The organism is Massilia antarctica (assembly GCF_015689335.1).
Lineage (GTDB): Bacteria > Pseudomonadota > Gammaproteobacteria > Burkholderiales > Burkholderiaceae_D > Telluria_A > Telluria_A antarctica.
The window spans coordinates 5,140,746-5,163,479 of sequence record NZ_CP065053.1 but is presented as its reverse complement, the minus strand read 5'-3'; the positions used below and the strand labels follow the sequence as shown (position 1 = coordinate 5,163,479).

General features: G+C 63.7%; 16 protein-coding genes, 1 tRNA gene and 2 pseudogenes. 6 read left to right on the top strand and 13 right to left on the bottom strand.

Translation table 11 applies throughout. The features are described from left to right. Positions 1–139: 139 nt before the first annotated feature. From IV454_RS22925 to IV454_RS22895, 7 genes and pseudogenes are all read right to left on the bottom strand, one after another. Positions 140–292 (bottom strand): annotated as a pseudogene (locus IV454_RS22925) (IS5/IS1182 family transposase); the annotation flags it as partial. Between the two features lie 144 nt (positions 293–436). Continuing rightward, positions 437–1,641 (bottom strand): IS3 family transposase gene (locus IV454_RS22920; RefSeq protein WP_206087991.1). Its coding sequence is split into 2 segments (ribosomal slippage): positions 437–1,356 and positions 1,356–1,641, totalling 1,206 coding nucleotides; the frame shifts between segments, so codons are not numbered across the junction. Between the two features lie 74 nt (positions 1,642–1,715). After that, positions 1,716–1,949: pseudogene (locus tag IV454_RS22915) on the bottom strand (transposase); the annotation flags it as partial. A gap of 289 nt (positions 1,950–2,238) precedes the next feature. Beyond that, a tRNA-Val gene (locus tag IV454_RS22910) sits at positions 2,239–2,313 on the bottom strand. A 37-nt stretch (positions 2,314–2,350) separates the two neighbouring features. Continuing rightward, on the bottom strand, positions 2,351–3,055 hold the full coding sequence (gene dnaQ, locus IV454_RS22905; protein ID WP_206087990.1) for a DNA polymerase III subunit epsilon: 705 nt from the start codon (positions 3,053–3,055) through the stop codon (positions 2,351–2,353). Positions 3,056–3,111: 56 nt separating this feature from the next. After that, positions 3,112–3,549: a ribonuclease HI gene (gene rnhA / locus IV454_RS22900; protein ID WP_054267947.1), complete on the bottom strand. Its 438-nt coding sequence runs from the start codon at positions 3,547–3,549 to the stop codon at positions 3,112–3,114. A gap of 17 nt (positions 3,550–3,566) precedes the next feature. After that, a complete protein-coding gene (locus IV454_RS22895; protein WP_206087989.1) occupies positions 3,567–4,340 on the bottom strand; it encodes a class I SAM-dependent methyltransferase in 774 nt (257 codons plus the stop codon). Between the two features lie 27 nt (positions 4,341–4,367). Here IV454_RS22895 and gloB point away from each other — a divergent pair, with 27 nt between their 5' ends. From gloB to IV454_RS22880, 3 genes are all read left to right on the top strand, one after another. Then, on the top strand, positions 4,368–5,168 hold the full coding sequence (gene gloB, locus IV454_RS22890; RefSeq protein ID WP_206087988.1) for a hydroxyacylglutathione hydrolase: 801 nt from the start codon (positions 4,368–4,370) through the stop codon (positions 5,166–5,168). A 184-nt stretch (positions 5,169–5,352) separates the two neighbouring features. Next, complete coding sequence (locus IV454_RS22885; protein WP_206087987.1) at positions 5,353–6,363, top strand: ABC transporter substrate binding protein; 1,011 nt, start codon at positions 5,353–5,355, stop codon at positions 6,361–6,363. Between the two features lie 431 nt (positions 6,364–6,794). Further along, positions 6,795–11,231 (top strand): EAL domain-containing protein, encoded by a 4,437-nt coding sequence (locus IV454_RS22880; protein ID WP_206087986.1) that lies wholly within the window; start codon positions 6,795–6,797, stop codon positions 11,229–11,231. 293 nt (positions 11,232–11,524) lie between these two features. Here the strand turns inward: IV454_RS22880 and IV454_RS22875 are convergent, their stop codons facing one another. Both IV454_RS22875 and aceB read right to left on the bottom strand, forming a co-directional pair. After that, a complete protein-coding gene (locus tag IV454_RS22875; RefSeq protein WP_206087730.1) occupies positions 11,525–12,700 on the bottom strand; it encodes an IS4 family transposase in 1,176 nt (391 codons plus the stop codon). A 252-nt stretch (positions 12,701–12,952) separates the two neighbouring features. Further along, positions 12,953–14,542 (bottom strand): malate synthase A, encoded by a 1,590-nt coding sequence (gene aceB / locus IV454_RS22870; RefSeq protein ID WP_206087985.1) that lies wholly within the window; start codon positions 14,540–14,542, stop codon positions 12,953–12,955. Between the two features lie 133 nt (positions 14,543–14,675). Between aceB and IV454_RS22865 the strand changes: the two genes are divergently transcribed. Next, a complete protein-coding gene (locus IV454_RS22865) occupies positions 14,676–15,578 on the top strand; it encodes a LysR family transcriptional regulator (RefSeq protein WP_054267941.1) in 903 nt (300 codons plus the stop codon). Between the two features lie 91 nt (positions 15,579–15,669). On the opposite strand, the gene IV454_RS22860 is transcribed toward IV454_RS22865, so the two are convergent. The 4 genes from IV454_RS22860 to IV454_RS22845 form a co-directional block, all read right to left on the bottom strand. Beyond that, positions 15,670–15,873, bottom strand: coding sequence for a cold-shock protein (locus tag IV454_RS22860; protein WP_010398811.1), 204 nt, complete (start codon positions 15,871–15,873; stop codon positions 15,670–15,672). 468 nt (positions 15,874–16,341) lie between these two features. Next, positions 16,342–16,713: an Hpt domain-containing protein gene (locus IV454_RS22855; protein WP_206087984.1), complete on the bottom strand. Its 372-nt coding sequence runs from the start codon at positions 16,711–16,713 to the stop codon at positions 16,342–16,344. Positions 16,714–16,723: 10 nt separating this feature from the next. Then, positions 16,724–17,374, bottom strand: a complete 651-nt coding sequence (gene upp, locus IV454_RS22850; RefSeq protein WP_206087983.1) for a uracil phosphoribosyltransferase — start codon at positions 17,372–17,374, stop codon at positions 16,724–16,726. A gap of 88 nt (positions 17,375–17,462) precedes the next feature. After that, positions 17,463–19,142 carry an isovaleryl-CoA dehydrogenase gene (locus IV454_RS22845; protein ID WP_206087982.1) on the bottom strand — a complete coding sequence of 560 codons (1,680 nt, stop codon included), beginning with the start codon at positions 19,140–19,142 and terminating at the stop codon, positions 17,463–17,465. Between the two features lie 358 nt (positions 19,143–19,500). Here IV454_RS22845 and IV454_RS22840 point away from each other — a divergent pair, with 358 nt between their 5' ends. Continuing rightward, complete coding sequence (locus IV454_RS22840) at positions 19,501–21,219, top strand: putative bifunctional diguanylate cyclase/phosphodiesterase (RefSeq protein ID WP_206087981.1); 1,719 nt, start codon at positions 19,501–19,503, stop codon at positions 21,217–21,219. Further along, entirely contained in the window at positions 21,216–22,730 is a 1,515-nt protein-coding gene (locus IV454_RS22835) for an HDOD domain-containing protein (protein WP_229521786.1), read from the top strand. Before IV454_RS22840 ends, IV454_RS22835 begins: the two co-directional genes overlap by 4 nt. Positions 22,731–22,734: the final 4 nt, after the last annotated feature.

Below are 22,734 nucleotides of genomic sequence, written 5' to 3'. Positions count from 1 at the left end.
CTTGGCGCGGCAATAGCGTATGCTGTCGTCCTCGATTCATGGATGGAGCAGCGACGAATGGCGACGAGGTGGATGATGTTACATGAGTGCTAGGAGTCTGCGCGGCAGACAGGTTTGCGCCGAGCATGCGAGGCGCGTCTATCTTCACTACCTGGACGAACAGGTTCGACAGTTCCTTCAAGTGGAACGCGCGGAAATCGCAAATCGTTCGATGCGCCGGGTAATTGTCAGCAGCGAGCATGCGCAAGGCCACGTCCTCATGCAGCTTTCTGGCCAACTTGCGTGATGTAAAGTGGACCCATCGGTCAAGACAATTATTCAGCAAGTTTAAGCTGTGTCCGTTTCCACCGCTGCAGCTGGTCGGCGCTGCCCCGTGATTCTCTAATCATGCCGCTGGAGGGCATCATCCTCCAGTGGCCGCCCCCGGCAGGGCTTTCTACCCGCACACCGTTCCCTCAACGACCGCCTCGGCGTCGCCATACTTGTCGACGATCAGCGCTCCGCCGCCGGTCCCGCTGCGATAGACGCTGGCGGGCGTCTCGTAGCCAAGGGACTGGTGAGGACGCTCCGCGTTGTAGAACGCGAAGTACTGGGCCAATCCCACCATCAGCTCGGCCATGTTGGCGTAGCCCTTCAGGTACACGTCCTCGTACTTCACGTTGCGCCACAGGCGCTCGACGAAGATGTTGTCCAGGGCCCGCCCTCTCCCGTCCATGCTGATGTCCACCCGTTCGCGCTTGAGCACGTCCGTGAACGCCTTGCTCGTGAACTGCGAACCCTGATCGCTGTTGAACACCTCGGGCTTGCCATGCTCGCGTAGGGCGTCCTCCAGGCAGTCCACACAGAACGACGCATCCATGCTGTTGCTGAGCCGCCAGGACAGGACCTTGCGGCTGTACCAATCGATTACCGTCACCAGGTAGGCGAATCCCCGCGCCAACCGGATGTAGGTGATATCTGTCGACCACACGTGGTTGGGCCGCGTCACCGGCACGCCCCGCAACAGATACGGATACACCTTGTGCTCTGGATGAGCCTTGCTCGTGTTCGGCCCCGGCGCCATCCCGGCCAGCCCCATGCGGCGCATCAGTCGCTGCACGCGCTTGCGGTTGACGACGTGGCCCGCCGCGCGCAGGAACACCACCATGCGCCGGCTGCCGTAGAACGGCCGGTTCGTGTATTGCTCGTCGATCAGCCGGCACAACAGCAAGTCCTCGGCACCAGCATCTTCCGGCACCTTGGCAGTCAGTCGCCGGTACACCGTCGCGCGCGGCACTTCGGCCAGCTCGCACTGTCGGCTCAGAGGCAGTTCCTCGGCGCCGTCGATCCAGTTCATCCTGGCTTCCTGGCTCACACCCCCAACTTTTTTTTGAGCCAATCGACTTCCATCTTCAGCCGCCCGATCTCGCCATACAGCCGCTCTTCGTCGCCCTTGTCCTCGGCCGGCTTGGGCCCGCGCTTACCCTCGAACAGCGCCCCTGCGGACTCAAGAATTTCCTTCTTCCACTGCCCGACCAGTTGCGGATGCACGGCGTATGACTGCGCGATCTCGCTGATTGTCTTGACCCCGCGAACCGCCTCCAGGCCGACCTTCGCCTTAAACTCGGCCGTGTGTACCTTGCGCTTTTTTGCTTCACCCATTTGCTGTCATCCTTTCAAGGACGATAGCTTAAACTACCCCGTGGCCACTGTCTCAAAATGTGGATCCACTATAATGAGAACACACTGGTTGCATAACCGTAGACAAGTACCTTGACCATCATCGCCGGATTAAATGGCTGATTGCGCGGGCCGCCGCCTGCATATCGCGCGTGAAAGGCCGACAGATCAAGCGAGTCGACCGTGTCGCTGATGAAGTAGGCAAGGTGGCCCTCGAGGAGCCAGTCTTGCAAAGCATGGGGAAGCAGCATCTGCTGATGCTGATCGTACGGAAGGTAGCTCGTCGTCATTTGACTAGTTTACCTCGTCACCATTTGGATCGCATCTGTTCTGCCGCGCAGACTCCTAAGTCTTGTGACAACGAGGAAAAACCGCCAACGCGGACACCGTCGATGACCGATGGAGTAGCGAACTTATGAATTGGCCATCGCGCTCAATACAGTCAGGATGACAGCGGCACATGCACCCAACATCCAGGCTCGTCCGATATCGTCCAGAATCATTTTTCATATTTTTTTCATACCAAACAAAAAGGGCCTACAACCGGTGATTGTAAGCCCTTGATTTGATTAATATTCTTGGTGGGAAGTGCAAGTTTCGAACTTGCGACCCCTGCAGTGTGAATGCAGTGCTCTACCCCTGAGCTAACCTCCCGAAGCGGGGCGTATTATGACATACGTTTCGCAAAACGTCACGCTTCTGCGTAATTTCTCCAAATACAGTTTCCTTTGACCGCCTTGTCCAGGCCGCCCAGCACGCTGTCATGCTCGGCCAGCTCGTCCGCGCTGGCGGCCAGCACGATCACTTCGGCCAGCGCCACCGCTTCCAGCATGCCGCCGCCGCCGGCCGACTCGTCCTCCACATCCATCGACAGGCTGTTCTGCCCGCGCGTCATCGACAGGTACACATCGGCCAGCAACTCGGCATCGAGCAGCGCGCCGTGCAGCTTGCGGTGGGCGTTCGACACGCCATAGCGGTCGCACAGCGCATCGAGGGAGTTGCGTTTGCCCGGATGCATTTCCTTGGCATTGACCAGGGTATCGATCACCCCGCTGCAATGCTCGGTGAACGTAGGCAGCCCGAGCAGCTTGAATTCATTGTTCAGGAAGCCCAGATCGAAGGGCGCATTGTGGATAATGACCTCGGCGCCCTGTATGTACTCGCGCAACTCCTGGGCGATCTCGGCAAACCTCGGTTTGTCGCGCAAGAATTCCGTGGTCAGGCCGTGCACCGCCAGCGCGCCCTCTTCCGAATCGCGGTCAGGATTGATGTAACGGTGGAAATTATTCCCCGTCAGCATACGGTTGACCAATTCGACGCAGCCGACCTCGATGACCCTGTCGCCCGTGCGCGGGTTCAGGCCGGTGGTTTCGGTATCGAGGACAATTTGGCGCATGGCAGTCTGAGTGAAGAGTGAAACAAGGCGCGCAGTATAACAAAGTGCAGGCCCGCTCAGCGGCGGACCGTCTCCACCCCCCGGTTGGCCAGCACGTCGGCCCGTTCGTTGCCCGGGTGGCCATTGTGTCCGCGCACCCATTTCCACTCCACCGCGTGCTGCGCCTGCGCCAGATCGAGCGCCTTCCACAAGTCTTCGTTCTTGACCGGCTCCCTGGCCGCGGTTTTCCAGCCGCGCGCCTTCCAGCCGTGGATCCATTCTGAAATCCCCTTCTGTACATACTGGCTGTCGGTGTGCAGCACCACTTCGCACGGACGCGTGAGAATGCTCAGCGCCTCGATCACGGCGCGCAGCTCCATGCGGTTGTTGGTGGTGTTCAGTTCGCCGCCACAGATTTCCTTCTCGTGACCGTCGGCCACCAGCAAGGCACCCCAGCCGCCGGTGCCCGGATTGCCCTTGCACGCACCGTCGGTAAAAATTTCTACTTTGCTCATCCTGACTTTCTCTGTCTTTACTTCCGGTTAGTGGCCGGCACCGCCTGCGGCGCCGTCGCCGATTTCCTGTTCCAGGCAGGACCGATCATGGTCATGCCCTTGACCCGCTTGATCGCATGCACCATGTACACCGCGCCCAGATACGGCCACCAGCGCCGCCCGGCCGGCTCCATGAAGGCATAGCGCTCGATCCACTGCGCCGTGCGGCAAGGCGGCGCGTAGCAGCCGAAATGGCTGCGGCTCACACCCAGATTCAGCAATTTTAACCAGTCTTTCATACGCGGCATAGAGATGAATTCCCCCGCCACCGGCAGGTAGGGCGAGCGCCTCGCCCGCGTCAGCCCCTGACGCAAGCCCCACAAACTGGCCGGATTGAAGCCGCAGATGATCAACTGGCCCTCGGCAATGAGCACCCGCTCGACCTCGCGCAGCACTTGGTGCGGCTCGGCCGCGAATTCGAGCACATGCGGCATGACCACCAGGTCCAGGCTTTGCGAGGCGAACGGCAGCTCGGCGAAATCGAGGGCCACCGCGATCTGGCGCTTGCCCGCCCCCAGCGCCACCTGCTCGCGCGAAGACGTGCGCGTGGCCGCCTGCCACTTGTTGGGCATGCGGCTGGCGGCCAGCGCATCGATCTGCGGCAAGCCGATCTGCACGGCGTTGTAGCCGAAGATATCGGCCGTCAGCTCGTCGAGACAAGCCTGTTCCCACGCGCGCACGTAAGCGCCTGCCGGCGTCTGCAGCCAGTCATCGAGCGCTATAATGGACTTTTCGGATGCCGCGCTATCCATGCCTACCCCTTTGCCGACACCTTCACTATGACGTATCCGACGCACCGCCCCTTGAGGGTGCTCGCCGTCCCCGCGTTCAAGGACAATTACCTGTGGCTGATCCACGATGGCGTGCACGCCGCCGTGGTCGACCCCGGCGACGCCGCGCCCGTCATCGCGGCCCTGGCCGCGCATCATCTCACGCTCACCGCCATTTTACTCACCCATCATCATGCTGACCACATTGGTGGCGTACCGGGACTGCTCGCGCAGGCTCCGGTGCCAGTGTACGGCCCGCGCGCCGAAGCCATCGCCACGGTCAAGGTGCCGCTCGGCGAGGGCGACCTGGTCGAGGTGCCCGGCCTGGCGCTGGCCCTGCGCGTGCTGGAAGTGCCGGGACACACCCTCGGCCACATCGCCTACCTGCGCGAGCGCGCCGACGAACACTGGCTGTTCTGCGGCGACACCCTGTTCGCCGGCGGCTGCGGGCGCCTGTTCGAAGGCACACCAGAGCAGATGCGCGTCTCCCTGTCGCGCTACCTCACGCTGCCGGACGACACCGCCGTCTATTGCGCGCATGAATACACCCAGTCCAACCTGCGCTTCGCCGCCGCGGCCGAACCGGCCAATCCGCTGATCGCGCAGCGCATCGTGCTGGAAAGCGCCAAACGCGAGCGCGGCATCCCGACCCTGCCTTCGACCATCGGCCTGGAAAAAGCCACCAACCCCTTCCTGCGCGACCGCCATCCCGATATCGTCGCCAATCTGGTGGCCTTGGGCAAACTCGACCCGCGAGCGCCCCCGCAAGCCGCCTTCGCCGCCCTGCGCACCTGGAAAAACACGTTCTGATGTGCATCAAACGTCTGTTAAATGCCACGCCAGCACAGTTGATGTAAAGACAGCACACCCAAGGTGCCGTAACTCGGCTAAGATATTCCACAAAGAAACAGTGTGAATAATCACATGAAGAGACAACACTCCAGCGCGGCCCATCCGTCCGATCCAGCAATGGCGCCAGCGCGCCGCCGCAGCCATGGCCGGACGGCGCGCCATCGATAAGCTTGCGCCGACCGCGCCCGAGCGGCGCGCACTGCTGCTGCGCCTGTGCGCCGCGCTCTCCGCGACGCTTGCGCCGCATGGGCCGCTGCGCGCGCAAACACTGTTGACGAGCGAGCCTGGCGCGCCGCGCCCGGTCGCCATATTGTTTCCCGACCTTGCCGACCCCGTACGCAAAGTCTTCACCGACATCATCGGCGGCATCGAAGAACAGTTGCGCCAGCGCGTGCAAGCCTGGCCGCTCGCTCCCGCGCCCGACACGGCCGAACTGGGCGCGGCACTGCGGCGCCAGGGCGTGCGCGTGGTCATCGCCCTCGGCCGCCAAGGCCTGAAGGTCGCCGAAACCCTCGACCCCGCGCTCGGCCTGGTGGTCAGCGGCATTTCCTCGCTGCCCGACGGCGACCGCCATACCGGCATCTGCCTCAGTCCCGACCCGGCCCTGCTGTTTGCCCGCCTGCGCAGCCTCGCGCCAAGCGTGCGCCGCGTCATCGTGGTCTACAACCCGCAGCAAAACGACTGGCTGCTGCGGCTGGCGCGCGAGGCGGCCCGCCTGCACGGCATCGAACTGGCGCCGCTCGAAGCGCTCGACCTGGCCGCCGCCGCGCGCCTCTACCAGAGCGCCTTCGCCGCCGCCGACAACCGGCGCGATGCGCTCTGGCTGCCCACCGATGCCACTACCGTCGACGAAACCACCATCCTGCCGCTGGTGCTGCGCGAAGCGTGGGACCGCGCCGTGCCGGTCTTTTCCAGCAGCTTCCTGCACGTCAGGAAAGGCGCCCTGTTCGCGCTCTACCCCAACAACACGGAACTCGGACGCAGTCTCGGCAATCTTGCCATGGCCCTGATGACGGACGAGCCGCCCCAGCGCGGCCTGCTGCCCCTGCGCGACGTCTGTGCCGGCCTGAACCTGCGCACCGCCAGCCACCTGGGCATCGCGGCCGGCCCGGCGCTCCAGCGCGGCTTTCAATTCCTGTATCCGGAACCCTGACCGTGATTTTTTGTTAGATTTTCAAAATTATTACTTTCGGGCTACTTCGGTGACGTATACTGCGGCCTGGTGTGTGCCCACATGCGTGGCTGCTTACAAATTAACCGGACCACGCGTCCCCGCTGTACGCAATGACGACACTTTTTTTCCATACCCGACCACGGCCGCGGATGCCACGTGGCGCGTCCGCGCTGCTGTCGCCGCTGCTGGCCCCATCGGCGCCGGCGAACGCGCGCCAGATCCGCCGAGGTCGGCCAGCCTGCCCGAGCGCTGCGACAGCGGCAGCCACGCCGCCATGGTGCCGACCGGCGCCTCCCGGCGCGAAGACCCGCCGCGCCGCGCCGGCCTGCAAGCCGCCTCCGGCAGGGGCCTGCCCAGCGGCCGGCGGCGGCAGCCTACCTTCGACCTTATTTATCCGGAGCCCTGAGTAGATGTTCCATGACTTTCTTCGCCGCACGGGGTTTCGCCGCCAACTGACAGTCATCGTTTCCGCCGCCATTCTTGGCCTGGCGCTGTTTTCCTCGCTGATGAATTCCTGGGAAGCGCGCACCCGCATGCGCGACTACTTCCTCGAGCAGGGCGAGCGCATCGCCGACAACCTGGCGCGCCAGAGCACCCTGGCGCTGCTGTATCACTCGCCCGAAAACGCCCACGACGTCGTCGCCACCACCCTCACCTTCCCCGATGTGCTCAGCGTGCAGATCAGCGACACGCGGTCCCAGGTTTTGCTCTCGAAAAGCCAGCCTGGCGCCGCGCCGGCCGGACCGCTCCTGCCCGTCTCGCCCATCCCTCTGGCCCGGCTGGCCGGCGAAACCGCGCAAGCCTGGCGCTTCACCGCACCGGTATTCGGCGGCCAGGGCCTGGCCTCGCCGTTCGACCTGCAGGAGCCGCCCAAGCAGTTGCTCGGCCACGTCCACGTGACCATCTCCAAAGTGACCCTGAACCGCCTCACACTGTCGCTGTTGCTGGGTAACCTGGTCGTCACGCTCTCGTTCGCAGGCATCCTGCTGGCCATCGTGCGCCTGCTCACGCGCCACATGATCAACCCGCTCCATGCGCTGTCGCGCCTGATGCAGCGCGCCGAAGCGGGCGAATCGGGCATGCGCGCCGCCCCGGCCGGCCCGCGCGACCTGATCGACATGGCGCTCGCCTTCAACAAGATGATGAACGTGCTCGAACAGCGCGAAGCCGAACTGAAGGACTCGCGCGATGCCGCCGTCAGCATGGCGCTGGTGAAGGCGCAGTTTGCCGCCACCGTCAGCCACGAAGTGCGCACCCCGCTCAACGGCGTGGTCGGCATGCTCGACATGCTCAAGGAAATGAGCCTGAACAAGCGCCAGGCCGAGTGCGTGGACGTGGCCTGGAATTCCTCGCGCACCCTGATCGAACTGATTAACAATATCCTCGACTTCTCCAAGATGGAAGCGGGCAAGCTCTCGCTCGAAGAAGTCGATTTCGACCTGCGCAAGCTACTCGAAGAAGTGATCGAACTGGTGGCCAAACAGGCGCAGGTGCGCGACGTCGAACTGGGCTACCTGCTCGGCGCGAGTGTGCCGCAATGCGTCAACGGCGACTCGCTGCGCCTGCGCCAGGTGCTCATCAACCTGCTCGGCAACGCCGTCAAGTTCACCGAGCATGGCGAAGTGGCAGTTGCCATCGCGCTGGCCGACGGTCCGCAATTCGGACTGCGCTTCGAAGTGCGCGACAGCGGTATCGGCATGAGCGCCGACCAGCAGCAGCACCTGTTCCAGTCCTTCGCCCAGGCCGATCCCTCGACCACCCGCAAATACGGCGGCACCGGCCTTGGCCTGGCCATCTGCAAGCAGCTGGTCGAACTGATGGGAGGCGCCATCACGGTCGACAGCGCGCTCGGCGAGGGTACCGCCTTCACCTTCAACATCGTCTGCAAGGCCGCGCTGCAGGAACTGCCCGAGCCGGCCCACACCGAACTGGCCGGCCTGCGCACGATCGTGGTCGACGACAGCCAGATCGTGCGCGCTTTCGTGGCCCAGACCATGCAGCGCCACGGCATTGACTGCCACGTCACGCGCTGGGGCGGCGAAGCGCTGCTGCAGCTGAAAGTCGGCGCCAGCGAGGCGCGCCCGTACGCCATCGTCATGATGGACATCGGCGCCCTCGACGACGACGGCAACGACCTGGCGGGAAAAATCGCCATCGAGTCGCCCGGCACCCTGGTGCTGATCCTCGACCGCTTCGGCACGCCCTCGGGCGGCACCCTGGTCGACGGCCATCCCTCGCTCGGTAAACCATTGCGCGAAGACCGCCTGCTGCAAGCCCTCAAGGACTTGCTGGCCGGCGCCCGGGCGCCCGCGCTGGCCATGGCCAGCCAGCTGGCCGCGCCGCCGCGCACCTCGTTCCGCATCCTGGTGGCCGAAGACAACCGCACCAACCAGATGGTCGCCGCCGGCATGCTGGCGATGAACGGCTGCGCCTGCGAATTTGCCGCCAACGGACGCGAAGCGCTGGAAGCGGTCCGCCATGGCAGCTTCGACCTGATCCTGATGGATTGCAGCATGCCGGAGATGGATGGCTACGAAGCGACCGCGCATATCCGCGCCTTCGAACAAGGCAGCGGACGGCGCACGCCGCTGGTCGCCATGACCGCCAACACCCAGCGTGGCGACGCTGAAAAATGCCTGGCGGCCGGCATGGACGACTATCTCGCCAAGCCGATCACCCTGTTCGAGCTGCGCCAGAAGCTCGATCGCTGGCTGCCGCGCGGCGACGCATTGCCCGGCGAAGCGCCGCTCGCAGGAGAATCCGGCGAGCACACCGGCGAGCACGCCGGCAGTCCGATCGACCAGGCCATGTTCGTCAAGCTGCGCGAGATCATGGGCGCCTCGCTGGCCCAGGCCATCAGCCCCTTCCTCGAAGACACGCCGCAATACCTGCTCGACCTGGAAGCGGCGGCCCACGGCGGCGACTCCGACACCGCGCGCGCCAAGGCACATGCGCTCAAGGGTTCCTCCGGCAATCTGGGCGCCACCCACCTGGCGCAATTGGCCAAGGAAGCCGAAGAGCACGGCATCGCCGGCCGCCCCGAACTGATCGTGCCGCTGCTGCCGCGCCTGCGCGTGGCCTACAACGCGGTGGCCGGCGCACTGGCGCTGGAAGTGACCGGCAACGACAGCGCCGGCCAGGGCGGCGGCGACGACGTGCCGCAAGTGCTCATCGTCGACGACGACCGCAGCACCCGCAGCACCTTGCGCTACACCTTGCAGCGCGACGGTTTCAAGGTCGAGGAAGCGGCCGACGGCGCCCAGGCCCTGACGATGCTCAAGCGCTTCCAGCCCGACGTGGTGCTGATGGACGCGGTCATGCCCGTGATGGACGGCTTCACCGCCTGCGCGCGCATGCAGGAACTACCCGGCGGCAGCGGCATTCCGGTGCTGATGATCACCGCGCTGGAAGACAATTCCTCGGTCGAGCGGGCCTTCGCGGCCGGCGCCAGCGACTACATCCCCAAGCCGATTCACTACGCGGTGCTGTCGCAGCGCGTGCGCCGCATTATCGAGGCAAACCGCGCCGAAAAGCGTATCCGCCACCTGGCTTTCAACGACCTGCTGACCGGACTGCCGAACCGCACCCTGTTCTTCGACCTGCTCGGCCAGGCGGTCGACCAGGCGCGCGTGAACAAGACTTCGCTGGCGGTGCTGTTCCTCGACCTCGACCGCTTCAAGTACGTCAACGACAATCTGGGGCACGACATCGGCGACCGCCTGCTGGTGGCGGTGGCGCAGCGCGTGCGGCGCGCGGTGCGCAGCATCGACATGGTGGCGCGCCTGGGCGGCGACGAATTCACCATCGTCCTGGGCGACGTCGACGGACCGGCGCCGGCGGCCGCCGCGGCGCAGACCATCTGCCGCGTGCTGGCCGCGCCGTTCCAGATCGACGGCCACGATATTTTCGTCACCAGCAGCGTCGGCATCGCCATGTATCCGTTCGACGGGCTCGATGTCCCGACGTTGGTCAAGCGCGCCGACAGCGCCATGTACCGCGCCAAGAAGACCAATACCGGCTTCCAGTTCTACGAAGCGTCGATGGAACAGGCCATTTCGGAACACGTGCGCCTGGAAAGCGACTTGCGGCGCGCGCTGGAGCGCAACGAGCTTGAAGTGTTTTATCAGCCACAGGCCCGCTTCGACAACCAGCGCATCGTCGGCATGGAAGCGCTGGTGCGCTGGAAGCACCCGACCCGCGGCATGGTGCCGCCGGTCGAATTCATCCCGCTGGCGGAAGAAACGGGGTTGATCAATCCGCTCGGCGAATTCGTGCTGCGCACCGCGTGCGCCCAGCTCAAGGCCTGGATCGACCAGGGCTTGCCGCCGATGCGGGTGGCGGTCAACCTGTCGGTGCGCCAGCTGCTGCAAAAGAATTTTGCCGATACGGTGGAAGCGGTGCTGCTGGCGTCTGGCCTGCCGCCCGACCTGCTGGAGCTGGAGATCACCGAGAGCACCCTGATGGAACACGCGCAGGATACGCTCAAGGCCCTGCACCGCCTGCGCGCGCTGGGCGTGCGCCTGTCGATCGACGATTTCGGCACGGGATATTCATCGCTGTCGTACCTGAAGCGCTTCCCTGTCGACATCATCAAGATCGACCGTTCGTTCGTGGCCGACGTGCCGCACGACGCGGACGACGCGGCCATCGTCGCTGGCATCATCGCGCTGGCGCATAGCCTGCGGCTGGAAGTGGTGGCGGAAGGGGTGGAGACGGAAGCGCAGCTCGACTACCTGCGCGCGCAGCGTTGCGATCTGCTGCAAGGATGGTACCTGGCGCCGGCGATGCCGGCGGAGCAGTTTGCGGAACTGATCATCAAGCGCGAAGCGATGGCGCTGCGCGCTTGACCCACGCCACGGTGGCCCCTGCCGCCACAGACCGTCGTTCCCGCGCAGGGCTAGGCGCCCCCACGGCAACCCAAGTTCGTGCGGGCGCCACAGGCATAACATCAAACTTGGGTTCCCGCCTCTCCAGGAACTGGCCTAGGGACTCGATGGCTTCAGGTTCAGCGTTTTTCTGACCACAAACTTCAAAACCGTCGTTCCCGCGTAGGCGGGAACCCATAGCACCTCAACTGAGCGAAGGTGCTATGGATTCCCGCCTACGCGCACTGTCGTCCGGAATAATTTTCTTGACGCGCTCACGAGAAGAGGCATCCTTGAATTTCTGCGAATTCGTGCGCCGCTTGTCGTCGTCGGCGATCATGTAAATCTTCGGTGTCCGTACGTTGAAATAGGGTTGCGCGGACGAAGCAAAGGCAATCCCACAGGGTCCGTTTCACACGGTTGGACTCGTTGAACAGTGCAACCAACAAATAACTGATGAGAGCGGTAAGTATCTGAATCCGGACCGCGTTTTCAGATCGTCCGAGGAACTGCTTGATCTTGAGGTGCTGCTTGATCCATTTGAAGAACAGCTCGATTGCCCAGCGCTTTTTGTAGTGCTGGGCAATTTCCATGGCACTACTGTCGAAGTCGTTAGTAGCCAGAACGATGGGCGTATCTTTGTTCGGCCGCGCCACGATGACACGGCGCAAAGGCTTCCCAAAGTAGAGATTGATCCGTTTTCCGCCGAGCCGTTTGTGCTTGAAAGTAACGATTTCGTCGCTGAGCACGATGTGCGCATCATCAGCAGGGATGTCCGATTTCTGCAGGACGTTGACAGCGGCGTTGTTCTTGAAACGAGTAACAAAGCGCGCGTTGGCCTCGTCAATGGATTTCCACCAATTGAAATCGCAATAGCCCTTGTCAAATACATAGAGCGCGTTCGCTTCGAGCGGTACGTCAACTGCCCGTTCAACGTCATTGACGTTGGGGTGGCTAATGTCGTGCCAGACAGGGATTGCATCATGGGCATCATACAAAACGTGCAGCTTCAAGCCTTGCGTATTGCGAGTGCTATTCTCGGGCGTCCACCTCTCAAACTCCCGTCCCTTCAACGTCAACGAGGTGGAGTCAAGCAAATACATCAGATCATTGCTTTGCTGGCGCAGCTTACGCGACACCTTCCCCATCAACCAGGCAGCGGTATCACTAAACACCGTGTCAGATCGATTCTCATTGGCGTCAGCCAAGGTGGAGCGCTTGATCGCTGACGTACCAAGATGGTAGTGATGCGCGACATGACTGTTGAAGCCAGTCTCCAGTGGTCGCAACCCCTTCGCCTCACTGATCTGCGCGTAGAGCATGGCAATGAGATGATCCCAATGCCCGAACTTCTTGCAATATTTGTCGGCATTGTGCCGTTCGACTAGTTGAGCGAAGGTTCCTCGCGGGAGCCCCTTCATTAAACGCTGAAAAGTAGTTATGCTGAACATGTTGCAGGTTTGGTTTTTAAGTTGGCAAACAGAGGTTAACCCTCGTAAACCAATACCTGCAACCCTTTTAACGTTGTCAACCCACTTTATTCCGGACAGCAGTGCGCCTACGCGGGAAAGACGGAACTTAAGTTAGCGCCATTTGGAACCGGCCTCTGACTTTGCACAGTTCCAAGAGATTTGAGGAGTTTCCTTGAAACTGGGCGCTGCGCGAGAACGACGGATACGGGGCTGAGGGTACTAACTAATGGATCAGATCTCTTCGTACAGCGGCAACGTCAAGAACTCCGCGAACGATTCCGAGGTCGACATCTCTTCAAAAATCACCGCCGCGCGCACATAGGTCGGGTTGTCGCCATTCGGCGCGACTTCCTTGACCTTGGCCAGTTCCTGCGGAATCATCGCGCGCACCATGTCGGCGGTGACCTTGCGGCCGTCGTCGAGCACGCCCTTGGTCGAACGGATCCACTGCCACACCTGCGAACGGCTGATCTCCGCCGTTGCCGCGTCTTCCATCAGGTTATGAATCGGCACGCAGCCATTGCCAGCCAGCCAGCTGCCCAGGTAATGGATACCGACGTTGATGTTATAGCGCAGGCCCGCTTCCGTGATCGGCGCTTCCGGCTTGAAGTCCAGCAGTTCGGCGGCCGTCACCTCGATATCGGGACGCTGCTTGTCGATCTGGTTCGGTTTGTCGCCCAGGACCTTCTTGAATTCGCCCATCGCCAGTTCCACCAGGCCCGGATGCGCAACCCAGCCGCCGTCGTAGCCGTCGGTCGCATCGCGCGCCTTGTCGTTGCGCACGCCGCCCATGGCGATCTCGTTTTTCTCCGGATCGTTCTTGATCGGGATCAGCGCCGCCATGCCGCCGATCGCCGGTGCGCCGCGCTTGTGGCAGGTCTTGAGCAACAGCAAGGCATACGCGCGCATGAACGGCGACGTCATCGTCACTTTCGGGCGGTCGGCCAGGCAGAAGTCCTTATCGAGCTTGAATTTCTTGATGCACGAGAAGATGTAATCCCAGCGGCCCGCATTCAGGCCGGCGCTGTGTTCGCGCAACTCGTACAGGATTTCATCCATCTCGAACGCGGCCAGGACCGTTTCGATCAGCACGGTCGCCTTGATGGTCCCCTGCGGCAGGCCCAGTTCCTGCTGCGTCATCACGAAAATATCGTTCCACAGGCGCGCTTCGAGGTGCGATTCCATCTTCGGCAGGTAGAAATACGGACCGGCGCCGCGCGCCAGCTGCTCCTTGGCGTTGTGGACCATGAACAGCGCGAAGTCGAAAATGCCGCCGGAGACGCGCTTGCCGTCGACCAGCACGTGCTTTTCGTCGAGGTGCCAGCCGCGCGGACGCACGACCAGGGTCGCGATCTTGTCATTGAGCTTGTACACCTTGCCGTTCTGTTCGAGCGAGATGGTGCGGCGCACGGCGTCGCGCATGTTGATCTGGCCGGTGATCTGGTTGTCCCAGTTCGGCGTGTTCGAGTCTTCGAAGTCGGTCATGTAGCTGTCGGCGCCCGAGTTGAAGGCGTTGATGACCATCTTGCGCTCGACCGGGCCGGTGATTTCGACGCGGCGGCATTCGAGTGCCGGCGGAATCGGGGCGATTTTCCAGTCGCCGGCGCGAATCTGCGCGGTTTCAGGCAGGAAGTCGGGACGCTCGCCGGCGTCGAGCCGCTTGGCACGCGCCACGCGCGCGGCCAGCAGCTCCTGGCGGCGCGGCTCGAACGCGCGCGTCAGGCGCGCCACCAGGGCCAGCGCCTCGGAAGTGAGAATCTGCTCGTAGCCAGGCTTGATCTCGGCGGTGATTTCCATGCCGGCGGGGATATTGATAGTCATGCGTGCTCCAGTCGAAGGTAAATGCGAAATTGGCGTTTCATCTGCCATCTAGTATATTCACTAACTGGTAGCTAAACGAGACAAAAAATACATTCATCTGTGTGTTTTTGTCACAGATAAAAGGGAGTGGCACGTGGGGCAGTTCCGTCAGATTTCCACCTTCGTCGAAGTAGTCGCGCGCGGCAGCCTGTCGGCGGCGGCGCGCGCCGAGGGCATCGCGCCAGCCATGATCGGGCGCCGCCTCGATGCGCTCGAAGCGCGCCTTGGTGTCAAGCTCTTGCAGCGCACCACGCGCAAGCTGGCGCTCACCGACGAAGGCGCAGCCTTTTTGGAAGACTGCCAGCGCATCCTGGGTGAACTTGAAGAAGCCGAATCGGCCGTGGCCGAACGCAGCGCGCGCGCCAGCGGCCACCTTCTGGTGTCGGCGCCGGCCGGCTTCGGACGCCAGCACGTGGCGCCCCTGCTGCCGTCATTCCTGGCCGAGCACCGCGACGTGACGGTCAACCTGAACCTGAACGACCGCGTGGTCGACGTCGTCGGCGAAGGGGTGGACGTGGCGATCCGCATCGCCAGCCTGTCCGATTCGAGCCTGATCGGGGTCAAGCTGGCCGACAACCAGCGCGTGCTGGTCGCCTCGCCCGCCTACCTGAAACGGCATGGGGTCCCCGAGACCCTGGCCGACCTGGCGCGCCACAACTGCCTGGCGATCAGCAGCGAGGGCAGCCAGCGTGGCTGGACCTTCCGCGACAACGGCAAGCTGGTCACCCTGAAAGTGGCGGGGAACATGGTCTGCAACGATGGCGAAGTGCTGCACGACTGGGCGCTGGCCGGCAAAGGCCTGGCGTGGCGCTCGATGTGGGAAGTGGGAACGGAAATCGAAGCGGGCACCCTGTGCACGGTGCTGGACCGCTTCGCGGCGCCCGGTAACGATATCCACGCAGTGTTCGCGCAGCGCCGCCACCTGCCCTTGCGCATCCGCGCCTTTGTCGACTTCCTGCGCCGCACCTACGCGCAGCCAGACTACTGGCGCGCCTGAAAACAACATCGGCCCGCACGAGGCGGGCCGACGAAAAGACGGACAAAAAAAATCCCCGGAAACCGAGGATTTTTTGTCGTTGATTCAGCGATTAGATAGGCTGAATGTTCGAAGCTTGCTTGCCTTTAGGGCCAGCGGTTACTTCGAAAGAGACGCGTTGGTTCTCTTGCAAAGATTTGAAGCCGTTCGACTGAATCGCCGAGAAGTGAGCGAACAGATCTTCGCCGCCTTCATCAGGAGTGATAAAGCCAAAACCCTTCGAATCATTGAACCATTTTACGATGCCAGTTGCCATTACAATTTCCTATTTCAGTTAAGTTGGGCTTACGCCCGTTTTAGATCGTTTGACGAAGCAAGAAAGAAATGACAGACAGACTGCACAACTACCTCGAATCACAACGATCCCGCATTATACCGAATAAAACACAAAAAACACGTTCTCTGCAAAATAAACTTCCGGAAGCTGTAAAAATTCAGAACATCAACTTTTGCAGCACCGGGTTTGCAGCGGCAGTTCGATAAATATAGGGGCATCGACACTGCGGAAGTTTGCGCTAAATCAAACGATACGCGCACTTGCCCTTGCATGCGCGCACAATTGGCAAAAAAATACGTGCGCTGTCGTTTTCTTGCGCTTTCAGGGAGATGTCGACACTTGGTAGCTATCCGGTCAAGTATGAGCGCGCAACGCGGCCCTCTGCCGCTGGGGCGGGGCAGCACAGGGCGCCCTCGCGCGCCGCGCCCCGTTTCCAGCGCGTCGGCGCTACTCCGGCTGGCCCGGATAGGCAGCCGCCTTGGGGTCCACGCGCGCCCAGGCGATGTAGTCGTCGAGCGCGTGCAGCCAATCGTTCCAGTCCTTGGGCGCGATCAATTCGAAGGCCATCAGCACGCGCAGGCGCTGCTCCAGCTGGCGCGCCTGGGCGCCGAACACGCGAAAGCCGAACGTCGCCGCCGAGCCGGCGATGGTATGCAGGTTCTGATGCAGCTCCTTGACCAGGACCGCATCGGCGGCGCCCGGATCGAAGCTGGCGCGCAGCTCCTCCAGGCGCGTCAGGGTGGCCGGCACGCTGGCCGCGAACTTCTCGTTGAGCGCGTGCAGGCGCGCGAAAAACTCCTGGTCGATCAGCGTGGCCATCGCGCGCGGCTTACTTGGTGCCGAAGATGCGGTCGCCCGCGTCGCCCAGGCCCGGCACGATATAGGCGTGTTCGTTCAGGTGCGAATCGAGCGAGGCCACGTACAGCTTCACGTTCGGATGCGTGTCCTGCACCACCTGCACGCCTTCGGGCGCCGCCACCAGGGCCAGGAAGATGATCTGTTCATCGGTCACGCCGCGCTTTTTCAGCACGTCGATCGCATGCACCGCCGAATTGCCGGTGGCGACCATCGGGTCGCACAGGATGAAGATGCGGTCGGTAGTGTCGGGCAGGCGCACCAGGTACTCGACCGGCTTGTGGGTCTCCGGATCGCGGAACACGCCCACATGGCCCACGCGCGCCGACGGCACCAGTTCCAGCAAGCCATCGCTCATGCCGATACCGGCGCGCAGGATCGGCACGATCGCCAGTTTTTTACCGGCGATGACGGGAGCATCGATGGTCACCAGCGGGGTTTCGATCTGGCGCGTGGTGAGCGGCAGGTCGCGCGTGATTTCGTAACCCATCAACAGCGTGATTTCCTTGAGCAGCTCGCGGAACGTGCGCGTGGACGTGTCGCGTTCGCGCATGTGACTAAGCTTGTGCTGGATCAGCGGGTGGTTGAGGATGAACAGGTTGGGAAAGCGCGGATCTTGTTTCATGGGGTTCGATTCAGTTATCGTTGTTGTGGCTTGTAGCCGTATTATCCCGCAAACCGGGCGCTCGTTCGCTTTTTTGTCGGCACGGGCATCAGACCGGCAGCGCGCGCGCCAGGATCGCAGCGCAATCGACACCGGCCGGCAGGCGCCCGAAGGCCCCGCCCACGTCGACGGCCACGCGCGAGGCGATGAAGGCCTCGCTCACGAACAGCGGCGCATGGCGCAGCAGCAGCGCGGCCTGCACCGCGATCACGATGCGCTCGGCCAGCCGGCGCGCGCCATATTCGTCGCCCTGGGCGCCATCGAGGTCGGCCAGCAGGCGCGCGGCGCACGCATCGAACGCCGGATTGGCGCCGCCGGCCAGCGCCAGTTCCGCCGCCAGCGCGTCGCGCGCCGCCGGCGTCTTGCCGAAGGCGCGCAGCAGGTCCAGGCACATCACGTTGCCGGAACCCTCCCAGATCGAATTGACGGGAAATTCGCGGTACAGGCGCGCCAGCGGACCATCTTCAACATAACCGTTGCCGCCCATGACTTCCATCGCTTCGGCGCCGAATGCCGGTCCGCGCTTGCACAGCCAGTATTTGCCGGCCGGGGTCAGGATGCGGCCCAGCAGCGCTTCGGCCGGATCGGCGGCGTTGTCGAAACAGCGGGCCAGGCGCAGCGCGAACGCGGTGGCGGCCTCCGATTCGAGCGCCAGGTCGGCCAGCACGTTTTGCATCAGCGGCTGTTCGGCCAGTTTGCGTCCGAAGGCGGCGCGTCCGCGCGCGTGGTGCAGGGCGTGGGTGAGCGCCGCGCGCATGATGCCGGCGCTGCCGATCACGCAATCGAGCCGAGTATGCCCGCCCATCTCCAGGATGGTCGGAATGCCGCGCCCCACCTTCCCCACCGGCCAGCCGACGGCGTCGCAGAACTCCACCTCGGAGGAAGCGTTCGAGCGGTTGCCCAGTTTATCCTTGAGGCGCTGCACGCGGATCGCATTGCGGCTGCCGTCGGGCAGGTAGCGCGGCACGAAAAAGCACGTCAGCCCGGCACTGCCCGCGTCGTCGGTCTGGGCCAGGATCAGGTGGGCATCCGACTGCGGCGCCGAAAAGAACCATTTGTGGCCGACGATGCGCCAGGCGTCCACGCCCTCCTCCCCGAAACGCGCGCGCGCATCGAGCGGGTCGAGCGCGGTGGCGCGCGTGGTGTTGGCGCGCACGTCGGTGCCGCCCTGCTTTTCCGTCATGCCCATGCCGATCAGGGCGCCGTTTTTTTGCTCGATCGGCAGCGACCGCGGATCGTACCGGCGCGACAGGATCTTGGGCAGCCACTTGGCACCGATGGCCCCGGCCAGGCGCAACGCCGGCACCGAGGCATAGGTCATCGTGACCGGGCACTGGGCGCCGTTTTCCACCTGCCCGAACAGCATGTACTGGGCCGCGCGCGCCACCTGGGCGCCGGGCCGCGCCGCTTCCCAGGGCGTGGCGTGCACCCCGGCCCCGATCATCAGCGCCATCAGTTGGTGCCAGGATGGATGGAACTCGACTTCATCGACCCTGCGCCCGCTGCGGTCGAAATTATGCAATACGGGTTTGTTCGCATTGGCCTGGCGCGCCAGGTCGAGCACCTCGGCGCGCCCGAGCTGTTCACCCAGCGTGTGCAGGGCGTCCGCTGCCCACGCCGCGCCTTCGCGCGCGAGCGCTTCCTGCAGCGCCGGGTCGCAACCGTACAGGTTGATATTCTCAAATGCGTGCGCCTGGTTGAAAATGTCGTGGGTATCGTATGGGTTCATGGTTCTCAACGGGTGCGGACCCCGAAATATTGCGCAAAAGCAGCATTATCCAAGCGCTCACGCCCCCGAAATGCCCGGCGTGAGCGACAATAGCAAGCCGGGCCGGAAATCCGGCGCACTGCCGCGCTACAGCCTAGCCCAAAGGCGAAAACGGGGCAAGAGTTGCTTTCCCGCCCGTCCGGCGCACCGCCATTTGCGTTCGCTCAAGCAACATTAAATGACGCACCGCACCGGGAAATTTTGATGCATTCTAGAATCTTTCCGTGCCGCATTGGATAGCGATTTGTTAAACTAGACCAAGCCGACCGGGCACCCGGCCACCCGCGGCAAGCCACACTACGAAGGTAACGATTTCACCATGCGCTCCAGTGCCCCATCAGTTCCCCACGCCGATCCGGCCACCGAGCTAGCCCAGTTCCTGGAAGCGGCCGGGGACATCGTGTTCCGGCTTGATGCGGCGGGCCGGATCGTCTCGGCCAGCGAATGCGCCCGCACCCTGTTCGCGCTGCAGGGCGCCGGCGCCACCCTGGTGTCGCTCGCGCCCGAAGCCGACCAGGCCGCGCTGGGCGCCGCATTGCTCGATGCCGGGGCCGAGCCGGCCCGCCTCGACATGCGCCTGCGCGCCGGCGGCAAGGATATCTGGTTCGAACTGAGGATCGGGCGCCCGCGCCACGCCGGCGGCGCGGCCCTGCTGGTGGTCGGGCGCGACATCTCGGCCCGGCGCGACACCGAGGACCGCCTGCGCCACCTGGCCACCCACGACGCCCTGACCGACCTGCCCAACCGCCTGCTGCTGGCGGACCGCATCCGCATGGTGATCGCCCACGCGCGCCGCTCGGGCCAGCATTTTTCGGTCGCCACCATCGGCCTCGATGGCTTCAAGAAGGTCAACGATGGCCTCGGCCACCCGGTCGGCGACGCCGTGCTGCGCATCGCCGCGGCGCGCCTGCGCACGACGCTGCGCGACAGCGACACCCTGGCGCGCATTGGCGGCGACGAGTTTGTCGCGGTCCTGCCGGGCACCTGCACCGAGGCCCAGATCAAGCTGGTCACCGGGCGCCTGCTGGCGACCCTGCAGGCGCCGTTCGAGGTCGACAAGCACACGATCTACATCGGCGCCTCGATCGGACTGGCCCTGTTCCCCGAGCACGCCGACGATGAAGTGCGGCTGGTCGCGCTGGCCGACACCGCCATGTCGCGCGCCAAGGAAACCGGCAAGGCGCGCTGCCTGGTCTACAGCCCGCGCACCAGCGGCGCGCCGGAACACGACATCTCGCTCGAAGCGGCCATGTTCCAGGCCGTGCGCGAAGGCGAGTTCTTGCTGTACTACCAGCCGATCGTCGACGCCCCCACGCGCCGCATCCAGGGCTTCGAAACCCTGATGCGCTGGAAGCACCCGACCCTGGGCATGGTGCCGCCGGTGCGCTTCATCCCCATCGCCGAGACCAATGGCCTGATCAATCTGCTGGGCGCCTGGGCCCTGAAAGCGGCCTGCGTGCAGCTCAAGCAGTTCGAGGAAGTGTCCAAGCGGCCGCTGTACATCTCGGTCAACATCAGCCCGCGCCAGTTTCGCAACGATAAATTCCTCGAGGTGCTGGACCATGCGCTTGCCTTTTCCGGCATGAACGGCAGCCAGCTGGTCCTCGAAATCACCGAAGGAACCCTGATGATCGATCCCGTGCACGCAGAATCCATCCTCGTCAAGATGGCCGAGCGACAGGCGCGCATCGCCATCGACGATTTCGGCACCGGCTATTCCTCGCTGGCGTACCTGAAACGCTTCCCGATCTCGGTGCTGAAAATCGACCGCGCCTTCGTCAAGGACTTGCCCGACTCTCCGAAGGATGGCGCGATCTGCAATGCGGTACTCGACCTGGCCAAGCACCTGGGCCTGTCGGTGGTGGCCGAAGGCGTGGAAACCGAGGCGCAGCTCGATTACCTCGACCAGCGCGGCTGCCAGTATATCCAGGGCTACCTGACCGGCAAACCCATGCCGGCCCACGCGGCCATGGCCGCCCTCAAGGAAGACCTGTACGCGTCCCTGATGCCGATCGAACCGCAGGCGGGGATACGATGATCGCCGGCGCCCTGCTCCATCCCGCCCCGCCCGGCCCGGCCAGCGCCGACGCCACCCTCAACCAGTTGTGGGAACGGGTGCGCCGGCGTGGCGACATGCCTGGCTTCGCCAAGGCCATCAGTTCCATTCTCGGCGCCATGCGCGGCGAGGACGAGCACCAGTTCAGCATGACGCAAACGGTGCTGTCGGACCCGGTCCTGACCCAGAAGGTGCTGCGTCTGGCCAACAGCGGCATGTATTCGGCCTTCGGCCAGCGCATCAACACTGTCACCAAGGCGGTGCTGGTACTGGGCACCGAAGCCATCGGCCACCTGGCGCTGGGCCTGAAACTGATCGAGGAATTGACGCGCGCCTCGCCCGATTCGGCCATCGCCCACGTGGAGATGGAAAAAGCGGTGCTGGCCGGGATGGTGGCGCAGCAGGTCGCCGCCAGCGCCACCGTGCGCGACTCCGAGGAAGCGGTGGTGTGCTCGATGCTGCACACGCTCGGACGCATGATGATCACCTTTTACATGCCCGAGCGCTGGACCGCGCTGCAGGCGGTCGGCGGCACCGGTGGCGAAGATGCCGCCGCCCCCCCGGTACTGGGCCTGACGATGGAAGAAATCGGGCGCGCCGCCGCCGAACACTGGGGCCTGCCGAAAAACCTGATCAACGGCATGCGCCGGGTCGAACCGGCCGAGCGTGGCGACTCGTTCACCCACGAAGACTGGCTGGCCGCGGTGTCGACCATGTCGTCGCAATGCGCCAGCTCCCTGTGGAACGACGACGAAGCGGGCGCCGCCAACGTGCGCGCGCTGGCCAGCAGTTTTTCGTCGATGCTGGGGGTCGAACCGGATCATCTGCTCAGCGCCATCGAGAAAGCCAAGGAAACGGCGGCGGCCGATCTGTCGATCGCGCCGCTGGCCAAGCCGGCCGAAAAGCGCGAAGCCGACATCGCCACGCGCCGCATGCGCGCCGAGGGCAACAAGGTGCTGCTCTCCGGCGTATCCGACATGCGCGACGTCGCCACCACGGCCAATCCGGGCCAGATGATGTCGATGGCGCTGGAAACGGTGTACCAGGGCCTGACTTTTTCGCGCGCCGTGGCCTTCTTGCGCAACCGCCGCGAAAACAAGTACATCGCCAAAATGGGACTGGGCAATGGCGTCAAGGACCTGATCGGCGGCCTCGCTTTCGACGATACGTACAGCGCCAACGTGTTCCATGCCTCGCTCGGCAGCGACCGCGTGATTTTCGTGGAAAACGCGCACGACACCAAGTTCGCGCCCAAGTTGCCGCAATGGTGGAAGGAGACCCTATCGAGCGCGCGCAGCTTCGTGATCCTGCCGCTGTCGTCGAACGGCCAGCCGGTCGGCTTCATTTACGGCGACTGGGACGACAGCTTCCCGGCGATCCACCTGAGCCAGACTGAATTTGCCCTGCTTAACGACCTGCGCGCGCTGATCGTCAAGACCGTGGTGCGCCGCCAGCAGGTGGAAATGGCCGCCGCGGCAGCCAAGCCGCGCTGAGCGC

Coding starts and splice junctions, on each gene's coding strand:
- dnaQ (WP_206087990.1), bottom strand. CDS start 3,055: ATGCGCCAAATTGTCCTCGATACCGAAACCACCGGCCTGAACCCGCGC.
- rnhA (WP_054267947.1), bottom strand. CDS start 3,549: ATGAGCAAAGTAGAAATTTTTACCGACGGTGCGTGCAAGGGCAATCCG.
- IV454_RS22895 (WP_206087989.1), bottom strand. CDS start 4,340: ATGGATAGCGCGGCATCCGAAAAGTCCATTATAGCGCTCGATGACTGG.
- gloB (WP_206087988.1), top strand. CDS start 4,368: ATGACGTATCCGACGCACCGCCCCTTGAGGGTGCTCGCCGTCCCCGCG.
- IV454_RS22885 (WP_206087987.1), top strand. CDS start 5,353: ATGGCCGGACGGCGCGCCATCGATAAGCTTGCGCCGACCGCGCCCGAG.
- IV454_RS22880 (WP_206087986.1), top strand. CDS start 6,795: ATGTTCCATGACTTTCTTCGCCGCACGGGGTTTCGCCGCCAACTGACA.
- IV454_RS22875 (WP_206087730.1), bottom strand. CDS start 12,700: ATGTTCAGCATAACTACTTTTCAGCGTTTAATGAAGGGGCTCCCGCGA.
- aceB (WP_206087985.1), bottom strand. CDS start 14,542: ATGACTATCAATATCCCCGCCGGCATGGAAATCACCGCCGAGATCAAG.
- IV454_RS22860 (WP_010398811.1), bottom strand. CDS start 15,873: ATGGCAACTGGCATCGTAAAATGGTTCAATGATTCGAAGGGTTTTGGC.
- IV454_RS22855 (WP_206087984.1), bottom strand. CDS start 16,713: ATGGCCACGCTGATCGACCAGGAGTTTTTCGCGCGCCTGCACGCGCTC.
- upp (WP_206087983.1), bottom strand. CDS start 17,374: ATGAAACAAGATCCGCGCTTTCCCAACCTGTTCATCCTCAACCACCCG.
- IV454_RS22845 (WP_206087982.1), bottom strand. CDS start 19,142: ATGAACCCATACGATACCCACGACATTTTCAACCAGGCGCACGCATTT.
- IV454_RS22840 (WP_206087981.1), top strand. CDS start 19,501: ATGCGCTCCAGTGCCCCATCAGTTCCCCACGCCGATCCGGCCACCGAG.
- IV454_RS22835 (WP_229521786.1), top strand. CDS start 21,216: ATGATCGCCGGCGCCCTGCTCCATCCCGCCCCGCCCGGCCCGGCCAGC.